The 16760-nt window shown below is 65.7% G+C and carries 14 protein-coding genes; 4 read left to right on the forward strand and 10 right to left on the reverse strand.

The genetic code is table 11. The features are described from left to right. Positions 1-324: 324 nt before the first annotated feature. From maiA to P7A97_RS14595, 5 genes are all read right to left on the reverse strand, one after another. Positions 325-978, reverse strand: a complete 654-nt coding sequence (gene maiA / locus P7A97_RS14575) for a maleylacetoacetate isomerase (protein ID WP_277690671.1) — start codon at positions 976-978, stop codon at positions 325-327. A 101-nt stretch (positions 979-1079) separates the two neighbouring features. After that, positions 1080-2066, reverse strand: coding sequence for a fumarylacetoacetate hydrolase family protein (locus tag P7A97_RS14580; RefSeq protein ID WP_277690672.1), 987 nt, complete (start codon positions 2064-2066; stop codon positions 1080-1082). A 144-nt stretch (positions 2067-2210) separates the two neighbouring features. Beyond that, positions 2211-3350, reverse strand: a complete 1140-nt coding sequence (locus tag P7A97_RS14585) for a homogentisate 1,2-dioxygenase (protein ID WP_277690673.1) — start codon at positions 3348-3350, stop codon at positions 2211-2213. 4 nt (positions 3351-3354) lie between these two features. Then, entirely contained in the window at positions 3355-4437 is a 1083-nt protein-coding gene (gene hppD, locus P7A97_RS14590) for a 4-hydroxyphenylpyruvate dioxygenase (RefSeq protein WP_277690674.1), read from the reverse strand. 212 nt (positions 4438-4649) lie between these two features. Then, positions 4650-7094 carry an EAL domain-containing protein gene (locus P7A97_RS14595; protein ID WP_277690675.1) on the reverse strand — a complete coding sequence of 815 codons (2445 nt, stop codon included), beginning with the start codon at positions 7092-7094 and terminating at the stop codon, positions 4650-4652. Between the two features lie 241 nt (positions 7095-7335). Here P7A97_RS14595 and ccoG point away from each other — a divergent pair, with 241 nt between their 5' ends. The 3 genes from ccoG to P7A97_RS14610 all read left to right on the forward strand — a co-directional run bounded on the left by ccoG (position 7336) and on the right by P7A97_RS14610 (position 10919). Continuing rightward, complete coding sequence (gene ccoG / locus P7A97_RS14600; protein WP_277690676.1) at positions 7336-8751, forward strand: cytochrome c oxidase accessory protein CcoG; 1416 nt, start codon at positions 7336-7338, stop codon at positions 8749-8751. 62 nt (positions 8752-8813) lie between these two features. Beyond that, entirely contained in the window at positions 8814-10223 is a 1410-nt protein-coding gene (gene mapR, locus P7A97_RS14605; protein WP_277690677.1) for a GntR family transcriptional regulator MpaR, read from the forward strand. A gap of 90 nt (positions 10224-10313) precedes the next feature. Next, positions 10314-10919, forward strand: coding sequence for a hypothetical protein (locus P7A97_RS14610; protein WP_277690678.1), 606 nt, complete (start codon positions 10314-10316; stop codon positions 10917-10919). Positions 10920-11106: 187 nt separating this feature from the next. Here the strand turns inward: P7A97_RS14610 and P7A97_RS14615 are convergent, their stop codons facing one another. The 5 genes from P7A97_RS14615 to P7A97_RS14635 all read right to left on the reverse strand — a co-directional run bounded on the left by P7A97_RS14615 (position 11107) and on the right by P7A97_RS14635 (position 15503). Further along, a complete protein-coding gene (locus P7A97_RS14615) occupies positions 11107-12885 on the reverse strand; it encodes an ABC transporter ATP-binding protein (protein ID WP_277690679.1) in 1779 nt (592 codons plus the stop codon). After that, positions 12878-13483, reverse strand: coding sequence for a DsbA family protein (locus tag P7A97_RS14620; RefSeq protein ID WP_277690819.1), 606 nt, complete (start codon positions 13481-13483; stop codon positions 12878-12880). The genes P7A97_RS14615 and P7A97_RS14620 overlap by 8 nt, the downstream gene beginning before the upstream one ends. A 109-nt stretch (positions 13484-13592) precedes the next feature. Beyond that, positions 13593-14531, reverse strand: coding sequence for a rhodanese-related sulfurtransferase (locus P7A97_RS14625; protein ID WP_277690680.1), 939 nt, complete (start codon positions 14529-14531; stop codon positions 13593-13595). Between the two features lie 155 nt (positions 14532-14686). After that, the gene (locus P7A97_RS14630) at positions 14687-14992 is read right to left on the reverse strand and encodes a BolA family protein (RefSeq protein WP_277690681.1); all 306 of its coding nucleotides are present in this window, start codon (positions 14990-14992) and stop codon (positions 14687-14689) included. Between the two features lie 13 nt (positions 14993-15005). Beyond that, on the reverse strand, positions 15006-15503 hold the full coding sequence (locus P7A97_RS14635; RefSeq protein ID WP_277690682.1) for a DUF2059 domain-containing protein: 498 nt from the start codon (positions 15501-15503) through the stop codon (positions 15006-15008). Positions 15504-15701: 198 nt separating this feature from the next. On the opposite strand from P7A97_RS14635, the gene P7A97_RS14640 reads away from it, so the two are divergent. Further along, positions 15702-16715: a DUF2804 domain-containing protein gene (locus P7A97_RS14640; protein ID WP_277690683.1), complete on the forward strand. Its 1014-nt coding sequence runs from the start codon at positions 15702-15704 to the stop codon at positions 16713-16715. Positions 16716-16760 lie beyond the last annotated feature (45 nt).

The raw sequence follows: 16760 nt of genomic DNA on the forward strand, positions 1-16760 counted from the left end.
GAGCGGCGATGGAGCGAACGAACCCGGAGCGAAGCGCAGGGCCGGATGGCGGGGCAAGACCTTTTGGTTCCTTTTGGGGCGACTGCCAAAAGGAACCCGCCCAGCAGGGCGGAACCTCTGCCAAAGCCAACCCGAAAACCAGCAGCGGCAAGAATCTCTAACGACATCAGCTGCAACGGGCAGACGCTGGAACATCAGAGGCTGCATTCCCACGCAGAGCGTGGGAACGATCAGGAAAGACAGCAGCGGCACGAAATCGCCAAACAACAGAGCAAGAGCAGAAGCGCCCTCTCCCTAACCCTCTCCCGTAAACGGGAGAGGGAACTAAAGCACCGCGTCCGACTGGGCCTCGGGTGCAGCTGCCTTGAACGCATCGAGGGTCAGACAGCGCCCCTCCATCTCCAACAGGCGCGGAAAAGCCTCCAGAGAACAGGCAAAGCGCCGCGCGTTATACAGCTGCGGAATCACGCAAGCCTCCAGATACCCCGGTCGATTGCCCAGCGACAGGCCGCCGCCAAACACCGCCAGCCCCTGCTCCACTGCCGCCAACCCATTCTCCACCCAATGCCGATACCAGACATTCTTCGCCTCGTCCGACGCGCCCAGTTCGGCGCTGAGGTACTGCAATACGCGCAGATTGTTCAGCGGATGGATATCGCAGGCGATATGCAGCGCCAAGGCACGCACCTGGGCACGCTGAGCGGGGTCGGCCGGCAGCAGCGCCGGCACAGGGAAGACTTCGTCGAGGTATTCGAGGATGGCCAGCGACTGGGCGATACGCACCCCGCCGTTGCCTTCGTCCACCAGCAGCGGCACCAGCTCCTGCGGGTTTAGCGCCTGGTACTCGGCAGCGTGCTGCTGGCCGCCGTCCTTGACCAGGTGCACCGGCACCTGGTGGTAAACCAGGCCCTTGAGGCCCAGGGCGATGCGCACCCGGTAGGCGGCGCTAGAGCGCCAGTAACCATATAGATTCAACATCTCGGACTCCTCTCGAAATGCAACCCTGTGGGAGCGGCTTCAGCCGCGACGCTTTTTTCAGCGCTCGCAAGGTCAATCGCGGCTGAAGCCGCTCCCACAGGTCACCGGGCGTCGTACTTTTCCACCGTCTGGTCGATGGCGCCGAAGATGCTTTGCCCTGCGGCGTCGAACATCTCGATGCGCACCCGGTCACCGAACTTGAGGAACGGCGTTTTCGCCTCGCCCTGTTCGACGATTTCCAGCATGCGTTTCTCGGCCAGACAGCTCGAACCCGCGCTGCGGTCGTAGTTGGACACGGTGCCCGAGCCGATGATGGTACCGGCGCCCAGCGGGCGGGTCTTGGCGGCGTGGGCCACCAGGGTCGGGAAGTTGAAGGTCATGTCCACACCGGCGTTGGGCTGGCCGAACAGCGCGCCGTTGATGTGCGATACCAGCGGCCGGTGCACCTTGCCGTCCTTCCAGGCCTCGCCCAGCTCGTCCGGGGTCACCGCCACCGGCGAGAAGCTCGATGACGGCTTGCTCTGGTAGAAACCAAAGCCCTTGGCCAGTTCGCCGGGGATCAGGTTGCGCAGCGACACGTCGTTGACCAGCAGTAGCAGGCGGATGTGTTCACCGGCCTCGGCGGCCGTAGCGCCCATCGGTACGTCGTCGGTGATCACCGCCAACTCGGCCTCCAGGTCGATGCCCCAGGCCTCGTCGGCCATCTGGATCGGTGCGTGCGGCGGAATGAAGCTGTCCGCCCCGCCCTGGTACATCAGCGGGTCGTGCCAGAAGGATTCCGGCATCTCCGCGCCACGCGCCTTGCGCACCAGCTCGACATGGTTGACGTAGGCGCTGCCGTCGGCCCAGTGGAAGGCACGTGGCAACGGGCTGTGGCAATCGGCCTGGTCGAAGACGAAGGCCTCGTCGATCAGGCCGTCGTTGAGACGCTGGTACACCGACTCCAGCAGCGGGCGCTTGCTGGCCCAATCGTCCAGCGCGGCCTGCAGGGTGGCGGCGATCTGCGGCACCTTCACGGCGCGGGTCAGGTCGCGGGAGACGACGATCAGTTCGCCGTCGCGGCCTTGGTTGAGTGATGCGAGTTTCATGGGTTGTACCTGTTCATTGAGCTGTCCTCCCCTCTACCACTTGGGGGAGAGGGGCCGGGGCGGGCCGCGTAGGCAGAGGGTGTGTTGCCTGCCCCCTCTCCCTGGCCCTCTCCCCGAGGGGAGAGGGAATAGTCCGTGCAGTTCTCAGCCTGGTTTCCCTGGCGCACGCCAGGAGTTCACGTATTCGGGCACGTCCACCGCGGCGGCGGCCTCGGCCACTTCCAGGGCGCGGCGGGTGTCGATCATCACCGCCACTTCCTCGGCGAAGGTGGCCGGGTCTTCCTGGGCCTTTTTCAGCGCCTTGGGGTGCGGGCCGTGGGGGAAGCCACATGGGTGCAGGGTGACCATCCCAGCCTCGATGTTGTCGCGGCTGAAGAAGTTGCCGCGGTGGTAGAACAGCACCTCGTCGTAGTCGTCGTTGTTGTGGAAGAACGGCACCTTGAGCGCGCCGGGGTCGCTCTCGACCGGGCGCGGGGTGAAGGTGCAGACCACGAAGCCATTGGCGACGAAGGTGGTGTGCGCCGACGGCGGCAGGTGGTAGCGGTGGCTCATCAGCGGGCGGATGTCGCGCCAGTTCAGGCGCACCACGGTGTTGTCGCCATGCCAGCCCACCGCATCCAGCGGGTTGAACGGATAGGTGACGGTGCTGATCTGGTTGCGCCGCTTGATGCGGATCTGCCAGGTCTGCTCGTCCTGCTGGGCCTTGAAGGCGGCGTCGATGCGCGGGTGGTCGAGCACCGCCGGGTCGAAGATCGCCTGCGGGCCGAGCAAGCCCTTGTCCGGCAGCTGGTAGGCGCCGTCGCTGTTTTCGATCAGCAGGAAGTGGCTGGGTGCGGTCGGCTCGATGCGCCAAGCGGTGCCACGCGGGATCACCAGATAGTCGCCGTCGCGGTACTCCAGGTGGCCGAAGTCGCAGTAGAAGTGCCCGGCACCGTCATGCACGAACAGCAGCTCATCACCATCGGCGTTGCGCGCCAGATGGCGCATGGCCCCAACGGTCTTCCACACGCGCAGCTTCACGTCGGCGTTATACAGGCACAGCGGCGCCTCCAGCGGGCAGTCGCGCTCGCTGGCGATGCGGTTGAAGTTGAAGGCGTGCGGGCGCAGCGGGCCTTCCCAATCGACCCAGCCGGTCGGTGGGTGCTGGTGGTGCAGGTGGGTCACCGGCCCGAAGAAGCCCTCGCGGCCCATCTCCCGCTCGTAGGTGCCTTCGGGAAAGTCGCAGTGCGCCTGGCGCGAGTGTTCACCCTCGCGCAGGGGGAAGCTGATCCATTGGCGGCTCATCGCATCACTCCTGAGTGATCACGCCACGACGCAACTGGTCTTCCTCGATGGATTCGAACAACGCCTTGAAGTTGCCTTCGCCGAAGCCCTGGTTGCCCTTGCGCTGGATGATCTCGAAGAAGATCGGGCCAATCACGGTATTGGTGAAGATCTGTAGCAGGATGCCGTCATCACCGGGCGCGCCATCGATCAGGATATTCAGCTCGCGCAGCAGGTCGGTCGGTTCGCCATGGCCGGCGACGCGGCTGTCGACCTTCTCGTAGTAGGTGTCCGGGGTGGTCATGAAGTCCACGCCGTTGGCGCGCAGCTGACGCACCGTTTCGTAGATATCGTCGGTGCTCAGGGCGATGTGCTGGATGCCTTCGCCGTGGTACTCGCGGATGAATTCCTCGATCTGCGACTTGTCATCGGCCGACTCGTTGATCGGGATGCGGATCTTGCCGCAGGGCGCGGTCATAGCGCGGGAGAACAGGCCGGTGAGCTTGCCCTCGATGTCGAAGTAGCGGATCTCGCGGAAGCCCGCGATGCGCTCGTAGAAGCCGGACCAGACGTCCATCTGCCCGCGCTTGACGTTGTGGGTCAGGTGGTCGATGCACTGCAGGCCGACGGCGTTGTCGCCCGCCGAGCGGCCCTCGATGTATTCGAAGTCGACGTCGTAGATGCTCTTGTCGCCGTAGCGGTCCACCAGATACAGCAGCGAACCGCCAATACCTTCCACACAAGGGATATTCAACTCGCCGAAGTTGGCGTGGCTGCCGACCAGCTTGGCGCCCTGCTGCTCGACGTAGGCGGCGGCCTGGGCCGCGTTCTTCACCCGGAAGGCCATGGCGCAGGCGCTCGGCCCGTGCTTCTCGCCGAATGCACGCACGTGCCCGGTGGGGCTGCCGTTGAGGACGATATTGATGTCGTTCTGCTGGAACAGCCACACCTCTTTCGAGCGGTGCTTGGCCGTTTCGGTGAAGCCCATGGCGCGGAACAGCTGGCGCAGCTGCTCGATGCCCTCGGGCGTCGGCGCGGTGAATTCGACGAACTCGAAACCGTCGGTTCCGATGGGGTTGTGCTGCTCGATCTTGGCCACGGCGTTCATCCGGCCTCCCTGATTGTTGTTGTGGGCATGCGCCCGCCTGGCTGGCGGTGCGCTTGGACTGCCCTCATCACACCCCCTGGCCGGCGAGCGGACAAGCCGGCGAAACGGGCCTGGCGCATGGCTTGCCCGCGACACCCGGCAAGTTTTCCTTACAGCAGCAGCCAAGGCACGCCGAGAACCGGCCAAGCGTAAGGTTTTCTTGCCAGGGTGGTTCAGTCAGCTGCCAGTCCCGTCGCAAACAGCGGTTCGGGAATCGCCAGCAAACCGGCCAGTGGCTGCGGCTTGCCGAGGTGATAACCCTGGGCGAAGTCCACGCCGATCTCGCCAAGGGCTGCCAGTACCTCGGCCGTTTCGACGAACTCGGCGATGGTGCGCTTGCCCATGACGTGGCCGATCTGGTTGATCATCTCGACCATGGCGCGGTCGATGGGGTCGCCAAGCAGCTCGCGGACGAAACTGCCGTCGATCTTCAGGTAGTCCACCGGCAGGTGCTTGAGGTACATGAACGACGACATGCCGGCGCAGAAGTCGTCCAGCGAGAAGCGGCAGCCCAGGGCCTTTAGCTCGTTGATGAAGTGCGTGGCGTCGGCCAGGTTGGCAATGGCCGCGGTCTCGGTGATCTCGAAGCAGATCGCCTGCGGCGCCAGCGCCTGCCCGGCCAGTTGCTCGCGCAGGAAGGCGAGGAAGTCACGGTCGCCGATGCTGGTACCGGACAGGTTGATCGCGCAGTGCAGCAGCGGCGCGTGCGGGTGCTCGACGTGGAAGCGCGCCAGCGCCTGCAGGGTGTGGCGCACCACCCAGCGGTCGATCTGCGGCATCAGGCCGTAGCGTTCGGCGGCGGGAATGAAGCTGCCGGGCGCGATCAGCGTGCCGTCCTCGTCCTGCAGGCGCAGGAGAATCTCCACATGGCCGCCCTCCTCGCCGCTGCGCAGCGGCACGATGGGCTGGGCGTAGAGACGGAAACGGTTCTCCTCCAGCGCCCGCTGGATGCGCTGCACCCAGCTCATCTCGCCGACCCGCTCGGACAGCTCGGTGTCGCCGGGCTGGTAGGCGTGCACCCGGTTGCGTCCGCGCTCCTTGGCCGAATAGCAGGCCAGGTCGGCGGTGCGCAGCAGGTCCGCCAGGCTGACCTGCCCGGGCGGCACCTGCACCACCCCGATGCTGGCGCTGATCGAGAACAGTCGCTCGCCCCAGGCGAAACGCAGGTCCTGCACGGCCACGCGCAGAGCCTCGGCGACACGCAGGGCGGCGTCGCTCGGGCAGTTCTCCAGAATCACACCGAACTCGTCGCCGCCCAGGCGCGCCAGGGTATCGCCCTCGCGCAGATGCGCCTGCAACGCTTCGCACACCTGGCGCAGCAACTCATCGCCGGCCGCGTGACCGCAGGTGTCGTTGACCAGCTTGAACTGGTCCAGGTCGATGAACATCAGCGCGTGCCGGCCCGGCTGGCGCAGCATGCGCGCCAACAGCTGGGCCAGGCGGTATTCGAACTCGCGGCGATTGGCCAGGCCGGTCAGGGCGTCGTGGCTGGCCTGCCAGGACAGGCTGGCGACGAACTGGCGCTCGCGGGTCATGTCGTGCAGCACCATGACCACGCCACTGACCAGGCCGCGCTCCTGCACCGGCGTGCCGACCAGGTTGACCGCCACCGAGCTACCGTCGGGGCGCACGATCAGCTTGGCGTAGTCACCCGCCGCCCCGCTACCGAGAATCTGCTCCAGCAGCGGCTGCTCAGTGGCGCTCGATTGCTCGTCAACGATGGAAAACAGCCGCTCGAAGGGCTGGCCCTGAGCCTGCTGCAGCGTGCTGCCGGTAAGCTGCTCGGCGGCGGCATTCATATAGGCGATGCGCCCGTCGCTGGTCAGGCTGATCACCGCATCGCCAATCGACGCCAGAATGGCCTGCGCCCGCTGCTTGACCAGTTCCAGCGCCTGATCAGCCGCCTCGCGCTCGGCCAGCAGCTTGCGCGTGCGCCAAAGCGCCAGGCTGATCAGCAGCGTGGCGCTGAGCAGGTTGGTGACGATCAGCACACGTACCACCACGCGCGAGGCCTCGCCGAGTATCTGCGAGAAGGACTCGGCGGCCAGCGTCGCGCCACGATTGATGGTGTCGATGCGCGCACGCCAGGTCGGCACGATGTCCTCGGCATCCGCCCGCCACTGCCGCCCCTGCAGAATCTCGTCGGCGAGCGCCTCCAGTTGCAGCACGTAGTGATCACCCTGCGCCCATTGCTCGATCGCCCGCTCGAGGTAACTGAGCTGGCGGAAGTGGCGATACAGCCAGATCATCGAATCCACGTCGTCCGGGTGGTTCTTGCCACGCAGGATGCCCTGGCGGGCCACGGCCAGGTCCGGCACGGGCTGATCGAGGGCCTGGCGAAAGACATGGTCGCCCAGCGGCACCGCGATGGCCTGCTGGTACTCCGCCAGATGTTCCGGCTCGCCGGTCTGGGCATACAGGTCGAGGTAATGAATGGCGTCCTTCAGGCCCTTGGACCAGAGGCTCTCACCCGCCACATAGGCGCGCACGGCAGAATGCAGATACAGACTGCCGCTGGCCAGCAGCGACTGCAGCAATACAACCAGCACAAAGGGCCAGACCAGCCGAAGCAATTGCGAGCGCGCATGCGTTCCGGTGGCATTGGCTTCCTGGCTCATGAGTGCCTGCTCTTTGGCTGTGCGAGATAACCAAAAGGTATAGATGGCTTTCTGCCAACGGGCAGCAATGAACGCCACTCTGCGGGTGCCTTACAACCCGTGCCAGCGCTTGATGACGTCTTCCGCTGAAGCCACCTTCCGCTCATCTGATACGGTTTTTATCGATAAACCTGAGTCTGTTATGCAAACAGCTCGGAGTGCACAGTGCGCGCAGCCTGATTACTGCCCGAAGAGGCCTACCATGAGCGAGCGCATACCGGCGCAGATCATCGACACCATCGATCCGCGCCAGCCAGTTCGCCTGACCCCGGCGCAGGCCGGCGGCCCGATCCACACCCGCAGCTTTACCGGCCTGTACCGTAACCTGCGCCTGTATGGCGCGGGGCTGCTGATGCTGATCTTCTTCGGCACCGCCTGGCTGGACTGGGACGGCCGCCAGGCGGTGCTGTGGAACCTGGCCGAGCACCGTTACTACATCTTCGGCGCCACTTTCTGGCCGCAGGACTTCATCCTGCTCTCGGCGCTGTTGATCATCTGCGCTTTCGGCCTGTTCACCATCACCGTGTTCGCAGGCCGCGTGTGGTGCGGCTACAGCTGCCCGCAGAGCGTATGGACCTGGCTGTTCATGTGGGTGGAGAAAGTCACCGAGGGCGAGCGCCATCAGCGCATCAAGCTCGACGCCGCGCCCTGGAGCGCGGCCAAGCTGCTGCGCCGCGGCGCCAAGCACGGCCTGTGGCTGGCGCTGAGCCTGCTCACCGCGCTGACCTTCGTCGGCTACTTCACGCCGATCCGCGAACTGGCCCTGGAGCTGCTGCGCGGCGAGCTGGAAGGCGCCGCACTGTTCTGGATCCTGTTCTTCACCGCCGCCACCTACCTCAACGCCGGCTGGCTGCGCGAGAAAGTCTGCGTGTACATGTGCCCCTACGCGCGCTTCCAGGGGGTGATGTTCGACCGCGACACCCTGCTGGTAGCGTACGACGCCACCCGTGGCGAACACCGCGGCCCGCGCAAGAAGGAAGTCGAGCACAAGGCCGCCGGCCTTGGCGACTGCATCGACTGCACCCTGTGCGTGCAGGTCTGTCCCACCGGCATCGACATCCGCGACGGCCTGCAGGTGGAGTGCATCGGCTGCGCCGCCTGCATCGACGCCTGCGACAGCATCATGGACAAGATGGGCTATGCCCGCGGGCTGATCCGCTATGGCTCCGAGCGCGAGATACAGGGCGGCCGCCGCCACCTGCTGCGGCCGCGGTTGGTCGGCTACGCGGCGGCGCTGCTGCTGATGCTCGGCGCCTTTGCCTGGGCGCTGCAGGCCCGCTCGCTGGTGTCGCTCGACGTGGCCAAGGACCGCGGCATGTTCCGCGAGAACGCCGCCGGGCAGATCGAGAACGTCTACCGCCTCAAGGTGATCAACAAGACCCAGCAGCCGCAGCGCTACCACCTGGGCCTGGTGGCCGGCCAGCCGTTCCGTCTGAACGGGCCCGGTGAGCTGCGCCTGGCCGCCGGCGAAATCCTCGAAGTGCCGGTCAGCGTGGTGCTGGAGCGCGAGCCGCTGGGCCGCAGCCCGGCGCCGGTGTCCTTCGAAGTGATCAACCGGCGCGACGACCGCGAGCGCCTGGAGGCCGCCAGCACCTTTATCGCCCCCAGCGGGCGCTGATGGCCGGCCAGCCGCCCCTGCCCTTAGACTGTGGCCCGACATGGACCGCAGTCAGGGGCGAGATGAAACGCTACGAACAGTTGGCCGAACAGATCGCCGAGCTGATCCGCAGCGGCGTGCTCGCCCCCGGCGAGCGCGTACCTTCGGTGCGCCAGGCGCGGCGCAGCTATGGCGTCAGCCCCTCGACCATCTTCCAGGCCTACTACCTGCTGGAGGATCGCGGCCTGATCCAGGCCCGCGCCCGCTCCGGCTACTTCGTTCGCGAGCTGGCGCGCCTGCCGCTGGCCGAACCCGGCAGCAGCGTACCGACCGCCACCAGCACCGCGGTGGATGTCAGCGAACTGGTGTTCTCCGTGCTCGGCTCGCTGAAGGACCCGAGCACCGTGCCCTTCGGCTCGGCCTTCCCCAGCCCAGAGCTGTTCCCCCTGCCGCGCCTGGCGCGCTCGATGAACCAGGCGCTGCGCGACATGCCGGCGCATGCGGTGATCGCCGACATGACCGCCGGCAACCCCGACCTGCGCCGACAGATCGCCCTGCGCTACAGGGTTGCCGGCGTAAGCCTGGCGCAGGAGGAGCTTGTCATTACCAATGGAGCCATGGAGGCGCTGAACCTGTGCCTGCAGACGGTGACCCAGCCGGGCGACCTGGTAGCCATCGAGTCGCCGGCCTTCTATGCCACCCTGCAGGTGCTGGAGCGGCTCAAGCTCAAGGCGGTGGAGATTCCCGTGCACCCACGCGAGGGTATCGACCTCGGCGTGCTGGCCGAGCGCCTGGCCAACCTGCCGATCAAGGCCTGCTGGTTCATGAGCAGCCTGCAGAACCCCATGGGCGCCAGCCTCTCCGAGGCCAAGAAGGCCGACCTCTATGAACTGCTGTACCAGCATCAGGTGCCACTGATCGAGGACGACGTGTACGCCGAGCTGTACTACGGCGCCCACCCGCCGCAGCCGATGAAGAGCTTCGACCGCGACGGCCTGGTGATGCACTGCGGCTCCTTCTCCAAGAGCCTGGCGCCGGGCTACCGGGTCGGCTGGGTGGCCGGCGGGCGCTATGCCGAGCAGATCAGCCGGCTCAAGCTGATGACCACCATCTCGCCCTCGGTGCCGGCCCAGGCGGCCATCGCCGACTACCTGCAGCACGGCGGCTATGACCGCCACCTGCGCAAGCTGCGCATCGCCCTGGAGACCCAGCAGGCCGCCATGCTCGCCTCCGCCGCGCGGCATTTTCCGGCCGAGACGCGAGTCACCCGTCCGGCCGGTGGGTACTTCCTGTGGTTCGAGTTTCCCGAGCGGGTCGACTCGCTGCAGCTGTTCCAGCTCGCGCTGGCCCAAGGCATCAGCCTGGCGCCGGGACCGATCTTCTCCGCCACCCGCGGCTTCCGGCATTGCGCGCGGTTGAACCATGGCCACCCCTGGGATGCCCAAAGCGAGCGGGCGATGGAAGTACTGGGGCGCATCCTCGCTTCGTTCTAGCCGGCACACCCTGTCTATGCTGCGGGTAGGCAATGCGCGGGCGGCGAACAATAATGGCACCGTGCCACACCAGAACAAGGACAGAAGACCATGAACGATGACAGCCAATCCCCTGCCAGCATCGAAGTACTGACCGAACAGGAGCGGATCGAGCAGCTGGAGAAGGCCGGCAAACTCAACCGCCTGCTGATCTTCGGCCTGGCCGGCGCGCTGGTGCTGAACCTCATCGCCTGGGTGCTGGTGGCGATTCTCGGTGGCTCGGACGCCCCCGAAGAGGAGCAGAACGCCCTGGCCAGCCTGGCCAGCGTCGAGGCACTGCAGAAGGAACTCGGTGCGCTGCAATTGCTCATCGCTCCGCTGCAACAGCAGATCAAGGACCAGCAGAAGCTGATCCTCCTGCAGGCTCAGCAGAAGACCGCTCCGCCCAGCGAGGCCCAGGCACCGGAAGCCGCCGCCGTACCGCGCGAGCAGGACCGGGAGAACGTGCGCATGGTGGCGCGCACCCTGATCGGCCAGGAATACAACTATCAGCAGACCCTCAATGCCCTCAAGGACGGCATGCGCGAACTGGCCAACATGACGCCGGGCTCGCGCAGCTGGCTGGACTTCTACACCGAATCACTGGCCAAGCCGATGGCCGACAGCCAGGCACGGGTCAAGGCGCTGGAGAAGTGGGCGGCGGAACAGGGCAAGTAAGACCCACCCACGCAACAGCCGATCAGCATGTAGCCCGGACTTCAGTCCGGGTACACGCCAGCCCCGGACTGAAGTTCGGGCTACGCTCTCGGCAAACAGCCAGGCCTCGAAAAAACGCCGCGATCCCATTGGAATCGCGGCGTTTTCTTAGGTGAACAGCATTACGCCCATGGGGCGGCTGTTTCGTTCAGTGCTGCAGGTGGCCGTAGAGCTTGGCGTACAGCCCGCCTTCGGCGATCAGCTGCTGGTGGTCGCCATCCTCGGCGATGCGCCCACCGTCGAACACCAGCACGCGGTCGGCCTGCTTCACCGCGCTCAGGCGGTGGGCAATGATCAGCGTGGTGCGGCCATTGAGGAAGCGCCCCAGGGCCTCGTGCAGGGCGTATTCGGTGGCGGCATCCAGCGCCGAGGTGGCTTCGTCGAGAATCACCACCTGCGGTTCGGCCAGCACCATGCGGGCAATCGCCAGGCGCTGGCGCTGACCGCCGGACAGACGCACGCCGGAGCGCCCGACCATGCTCTCCAGGCCCAGCGGCAAGGCGCGGATGGTCGGTGCCAGCTGGGCGATCTCCAGCGCCTGCCAGCAGGCTTCGTCGCTGCGCTCGCGACCCATGCACAGGTTGGCGCGCACCGTGTCGTTGAACAGCGCCGGGTGCTGCAGCACCACGGCCACATGTTCGCGCACCGTCTCCAGGCCGATCTCTTCCAGGCTGGCACCGCCGAAGCGGATGCTGCCGGCCTGCGGGCTGTAGAGCCCGAGCAGCAGCTGCACCAGGGTGCTCTTGCCGCCCCCAGAGGCACCGACGATGGCCACCTTCTCGCCGGGCGCGATGTTCAGGTCGAGGTCCTGCAGCACCGGCTCGTCGTTGTAGGCGAAGGTCAGGCCCTGTACTTCGATGCCGACGGTTTCGCGACCCTTGAAGGGATCGACCTGCGCCGGATATTGCGGCTCGTCGGCCCGCGCCAGCAGCTCATTGATTCGCGCCAGTGCACCGCCGGCGGCGTAGTAGGCGTACTGCAAGCTCAGCAGCTGTTCGACCGGACCGATCATGAACCACAGGTAGCTGAACACCGCGAGCATCTGGCCGATGGACAGGTCGGAAAGCAGTACGGTGATCATCGCGGCGGCGCGGAACAGGTCGATGCCGAACTGGAACAGCAGGCCGCTGGTGCGTGCGGCAGCATCGCTCTTCCACTGCGAGGCTACCGCATAGTCGCGCACCTCGCGGGCCTTGAAACCGAGGCGGCCGAGGAAGAAGCCCTGGCGGTTGCCGGCACGCACTTCCTGGATGGCTTCCAGGGTTTCGGTCAGCGCCTGGGTAAAGCGCGAAGTACTGTCGTTCTCCAGCTTTTTCAGGTGCTTGACCTGCTTGCCCAGGCGCACGGTGGCGAAGATCACCAACGGATTGAACAACAGGATCAGCAGCGCCAGTTGCCAGTGCATCCAGATCAGGATGGCGGCGGTGCCGGTCAGGGTCAGCACTGCCACCAGCACCCTTGAGAGGGTTTCGCCGATGAACTTGTCGAGGGTGTCCAGATCGGTGACCAGGTGCGCGCTGACCGTGCCGCCGCCGAGGCTTTCGTACTCGCTGAGGGAAATACGCTTGAGCCGCTCGATCAGGCGCATGCGCAGGCGGTAGATGACGTCCTTGGACAGCCGGGCGAACAGCCGCGCCTGCAGGACGTTGCTGACCAGCGCGCCCAGGCGCAGGGTCAACGTCAGCAGCAGCATCAGGCCGATGTAACCGGCGGCGGTTTCCCAGCCGGCCGGCAGGAAACGGTCCATCACCTTGAGCGCGGCGTCGCCCTGCCCCAGCAGCACTTCGTCCACCAGCAGCGGCAGCAGCAGTGGAATCGGCACGCTGCACAGGGTGGCAACCACCGCAATCAGGTTGGCCAGGATAAGGCCCTTGCGATGCCGCAAGGCCAGGCGGCGGATTTCCGCCCAGCTCAGACGATCAGGCATGTACGCGCTCCAGCCAGCGTCCGAGCAGCGGTTGCAGGGCCTCCAGCGGCTGGTAGCCATTGGTCAGCAGGGCCAGCTGGCCATCGCGCTCGGCCAGCAGGGTCGGGAAACCGCTGATGCCCAAGTCCTGTACCCAGGTGAAGTCAGCAACGGTGGCCTGGTGCATGGCAGCGCTGTCGAACGCCTCGGCGAACTCGATGCGCGCAATGCCGGCCAGCTCGGCCAGCTCCGCCAGCACCTGCGGCCGGGTCACATCACGCGCGCCGACGTAGAACGCCTGCTGGATCAGCTGAGCCAGCGGCCAGACACTCTGCTCGTCGAGCTGGCGCGCGGTGACCAGAGCGCGGCAGGCCGGCGTGGTGTCGTAGGCAAAGCCTTCAGGCAGCGCCTCGGCAAAGTTGAACAGCTGCCCGGTGGCGGCATTCACCGCTTGCCAGTGACCGAGGATGCGGACCCGCGCCGCCGGCTCCAGCGCCGCACGTTCGCTACGCAGGCCACCCGCCACCAGGTGCAGGGCTATCCCCGCCTCTGCTGCCTGCTCGGCCAGCGCCTGCACCACCGGGGCGAAACCCCAGCACCACGAACACATGGGGTCCATCACATAGATCAGACGAGTCGGGCGCAAGCGGGGCTCCTTGGTTGTCATGTCTGGGTACGCCAAGCGCTGGGTGATGCCGCAAGCGGCTAACCCAGCCTACGGCGGTGCATCAGTCGTTTTGCAGCGCCTTGTAGTTGTAGCCAATGGGGTGCGGCAGATTGCGCGCCTGGGCGATCTCGATCTGCTTCTGGCGCTCGCGGGCGGCCTGGCGGGTCTTCTCCGGCAGCGAGTCCCAGCAATGCGGGCAGCTGACGCCAGGGCTGTAGAACTCGGTCTGACGATCTTCCGCAGAGATCGGGTTGCGGCAGGCGTGACACTGGTCGTAGTCGCCCTCGGAGAGGTCGTGGCGCACGGTCACCCGGTTGTCGAAGACGAAGCAGTCGCCCTGCCACTTGGTCTCGTCCTGCGGCACCTCTTCCAGGTACTTGAGGATGCCGCCCTTGAGGTGAAACACCTCCTCGAAGCCGGCGCCGAGCATGTAGCTGGAGGCCTTCTCGCAGCGGATGCCACCTGTGCAGAACATGGCGACCTTCTTGTGCTTGCTCGGGTCGAAGTGAGCCTGGATGTAATCGGGGAACTCGCGGAACGACTTGGTCTTCGGGTCGATGGCGCCCTCGAAGGTACCGATGGCCACTTCGTAGTCGTTGCGGGTGTCGATCAGCAGCACTTCCGGGTCGCTGATCAGGGCGTTCCAGTCCTTGGGCTCGACGTAGGTGCCGACGCGCTGGTTGGGGTCCACGCCCGGCACGCCGAGGGTGACGATTTCCTTCTTCAGCTTGACCTTGGTGCGGTAGAACGGCTGCTCGTCGCAGTAGGATTCCTTGTGGTCGACATCGGCCAGGCGGGCATCGCGCTTGAGCCAGGCGAGCAGGCCGTCGATGCCGGCGCGGGAAGCGGACACGGTACCGTTGATGCCTTCCTCGGCGAGCAACAGGGTGCCTTTCACGCCGTGTTCAAGCATGGTGTTCAGCAGGGGTTCACGCAGCGCCTGGTAGTCCGGCAGGGAGACGAACTTGTACAGGGCCGCGACGACGATCTTGTCGGTCATGCGGACGCTCTCCAGTGGTCGCCCTCGCAAAGGGCGGACCGGGGATGTAAATGAAAGCGCCGGCACGGGGCCGGCGCGGGGGCAATTCTAACCCAGGCGGACAGGATTCTGCAGCCGGGGCGGGATCAGCGGCACACGCCACGCTCCCGTAGTGCTCAGTGATCGTGCTTGCTGCCGCCACGGCAGGTCGGCGAATCCGGAGCGAAACCCTGCTGCGCCCACTCCTCGGGGGTGTAGGTGTGCAGCGCCAGGGCGTGGAACTGGCCCATCAGCTCGCCCAGGGTGGCGTAGACCTTCTGGTGGCGTTTGACCGCGTTCAAGCCGTGAAAGGCCAGGCTGACAATCACCGCCTTGTAATGGGTTTCCTGACCACGACTATGCATGTGACTCTCGTCCACCACGTCCAGATGTTCGGGTTGCAGGGCAGTCAGGGTCTGCAGCAATTTTTCGCGCATCGTCATTTCAGGCATTTCCTCACTGTTTGCCGGGTTTCAATTCGGCACTCATCTGCCCCAGCAGGCGATCCACCTCCGGCGCGGCCGTGCGCAGGCGCTCCTGGGTACGCTGGGCGGAGATCGCCATCAGCTGCGGCATTTGTTGCAACAGCTTGCTGCCCAGCGGCGTTTGATAGAAGGCGATCAACTGCTTGAGCTCAGCTTCAGTAAACGCATCACTGTACAGCGCCACCAGATCGGGGCCGAGCTTGTCCCAACCGACCACACGATCCAGCGCGGCGTTGGCCTGCGCCTGGTAACGCTCCAGTACCGGCTTCTGCTCGGCTTTGCCGCCAGCCTGGGCAAAGCGCTGGGCGAACATCTGCTGCACCTGGCTGTAGGCCGGTACGGCCATGCGGTCGACCCGGGTCAATTCGAGAAAGCGCTCGGCCTCGGCGGCATGGCTGGCCTGTGGCTCGGCCAGCACCGGAGCGCTGAGCAGTAACAGAGCGGAACAGATGAGGCGCAAGCGGATCATGGACACATCCTTTCGGGGGTATTCGGCGGGCGGCCATTCTGCGCGCAGCGCGATTTGCACTCAAGCAAACGCCTGACGAGTGGAGTTAGCAAAAAGCCAGCACTTGCCCTCTACTGACACAACTGTGCATGCTTTGCGCCCCCGAGGCGTCGGCAAGGATTTCGCACACAAGCCGCCGCACACACACGGATGTGTCTGATGAACACTTTTACTCGCCCGCTCACTGCTCATATCGCGCAACCGCTGTGCGATGAGCGTGGCCGCCTGCTGGAAGCTGCCGTGGGCTGGTCAGCACGCCCGCGCGTGCACTGCGCCATACCGGGCCACCAGGGTCGCCGCAAGCGCTGGAACCATTGGTGCATCACCACCCCGGACTGGATGCTCTCGCTGACCTTCGCCAACCTCGACTACCTGGGCTATGGCGCTGCCTATTTTCTTGACCTGCATAGCGGAAAATCGGCCGCCCACACGCAATTACGCCCCTTCGGTGTGGGCTGCAAGCTGCCCGACACCCCCATAGAGAGTCACGCGTTCGACCACCCTCGCCTGCAAATGAAAGCCGACGAGCGTGGCAATGCCGTGCGCCTAACCGTGGTGGCCCCGGACATTGGCGGCCAGCCCCTGCACGTGGCGCTGGATATCCAGCGTCCACCGCATCTGGACTCGGTCAATCTGGTCTGCCCCATGGGTGGCAAGACCTTCCATGCCACCAGCCGCCAGCTCGGTCTGCCCGTCAGCGGCAGCCTGCAACTGGGCCGCCGCCAGTACCTGTGCAGCACGGGGCAAAGCTTCGCCTCCCTCGATTTCGCCCGTGGCGTCTGGCCACTGCACAGCCACTGGACACGTGCAGCCTTCGCCGGGCCAGGTGGTATCGCTGGCAATTTTGGCACCGGCTGGTGCGACTACAGCGGCCTGTCGGAAAACGCCCTGTGGTTTGGTGGCGAACTGCTGCGCCTGGAAGACCGGGTGGAGATCGAACAGAACCCACATGGCCCCCTGGCCCCCTGGCGTCTGTCCAACCCTGGCGGCCAGGTCGAGCTGTGCTTCACTCCCTGCCAATTGCACCAGGCCACCCCCAAACTCGGCCCCTTTCATGCCGATACCCGTCAGTGGTTCGGCCGCTATGACGGCGTGTTGCGAGGTCCGCAAGGCGAGAAAGTGCCAGTCAGCAGCGCTTACGGCTGGCTCGGCGCCACCCACGCCCGCTGGTAGTGCCGCACAGGGAACCCCGCTGCGCACGCGCGGCCTAAACTGCCG

The sequence above is a fragment of the Pseudomonas sp. GOM6 genome (assembly GCF_029537485.1).
Classification (GTDB): Bacteria; Pseudomonadota; Gammaproteobacteria; order Pseudomonadales; family Pseudomonadaceae; genus Aquipseudomonas.

Excerpts from the sequence above, each read along its gene's own strand:
- maiA (WP_277690671.1), bottom strand. The coding sequence starts at position 978 with ATGTTGAATCTATATGGTTACTGGCGCTCTAGCGCCGCCTACCGGGTG.
- P7A97_RS14580 (WP_277690672.1), bottom strand. The coding sequence starts at position 2,066 with ATGAAACTCGCATCACTCAACCAAGGCCGCGACGGCGAACTGATCGTC.
- P7A97_RS14585 (WP_277690673.1), bottom strand. The coding sequence starts at position 3,350 with ATGAGCCGCCAATGGATCAGCTTCCCCCTGCGCGAGGGTGAACACTCG.
- hppD (WP_277690674.1), bottom strand. The coding sequence starts at position 4,437 with ATGAACGCCGTGGCCAAGATCGAGCAGCACAACCCCATCGGAACCGAC.
- P7A97_RS14595 (WP_277690675.1), bottom strand. The coding sequence starts at position 7,094 with ATGAGCCAGGAAGCCAATGCCACCGGAACGCATGCGCGCTCGCAATTG.
- ccoG (WP_277690676.1), top strand. The coding sequence starts at position 7,336 with ATGAGCGAGCGCATACCGGCGCAGATCATCGACACCATCGATCCGCGC.
- mapR (WP_277690677.1), top strand. The coding sequence starts at position 8,814 with ATGAAACGCTACGAACAGTTGGCCGAACAGATCGCCGAGCTGATCCGC.
- P7A97_RS14610 (WP_277690678.1), top strand. The coding sequence starts at position 10,314 with ATGAACGATGACAGCCAATCCCCTGCCAGCATCGAAGTACTGACCGAA.
- P7A97_RS14615 (WP_277690679.1), bottom strand. The coding sequence starts at position 12,885 with ATGCCTGATCGTCTGAGCTGGGCGGAAATCCGCCGCCTGGCCTTGCGG.
- P7A97_RS14620 (WP_277690819.1), bottom strand. The coding sequence starts at position 13,483 with ATGGACCCCATGTGTTCGTGGTGCTGGGGTTTCGCCCCGGTGGTGCAG.
- P7A97_RS14625 (WP_277690680.1), bottom strand. The coding sequence starts at position 14,531 with ATGACCGACAAGATCGTCGTCGCGGCCCTGTACAAGTTCGTCTCCCTG.
- P7A97_RS14630 (WP_277690681.1), bottom strand. The coding sequence starts at position 14,992 with ATGACGATGCGCGAAAAATTGCTGCAGACCCTGACTGCCCTGCAACCC.
- P7A97_RS14635 (WP_277690682.1), bottom strand. The coding sequence starts at position 15,503 with ATGATCCGCTTGCGCCTCATCTGTTCCGCTCTGTTACTGCTCAGCGCT.
- P7A97_RS14640 (WP_277690683.1), top strand. The coding sequence starts at position 15,702 with ATGAACACTTTTACTCGCCCGCTCACTGCTCATATCGCGCAACCGCTG.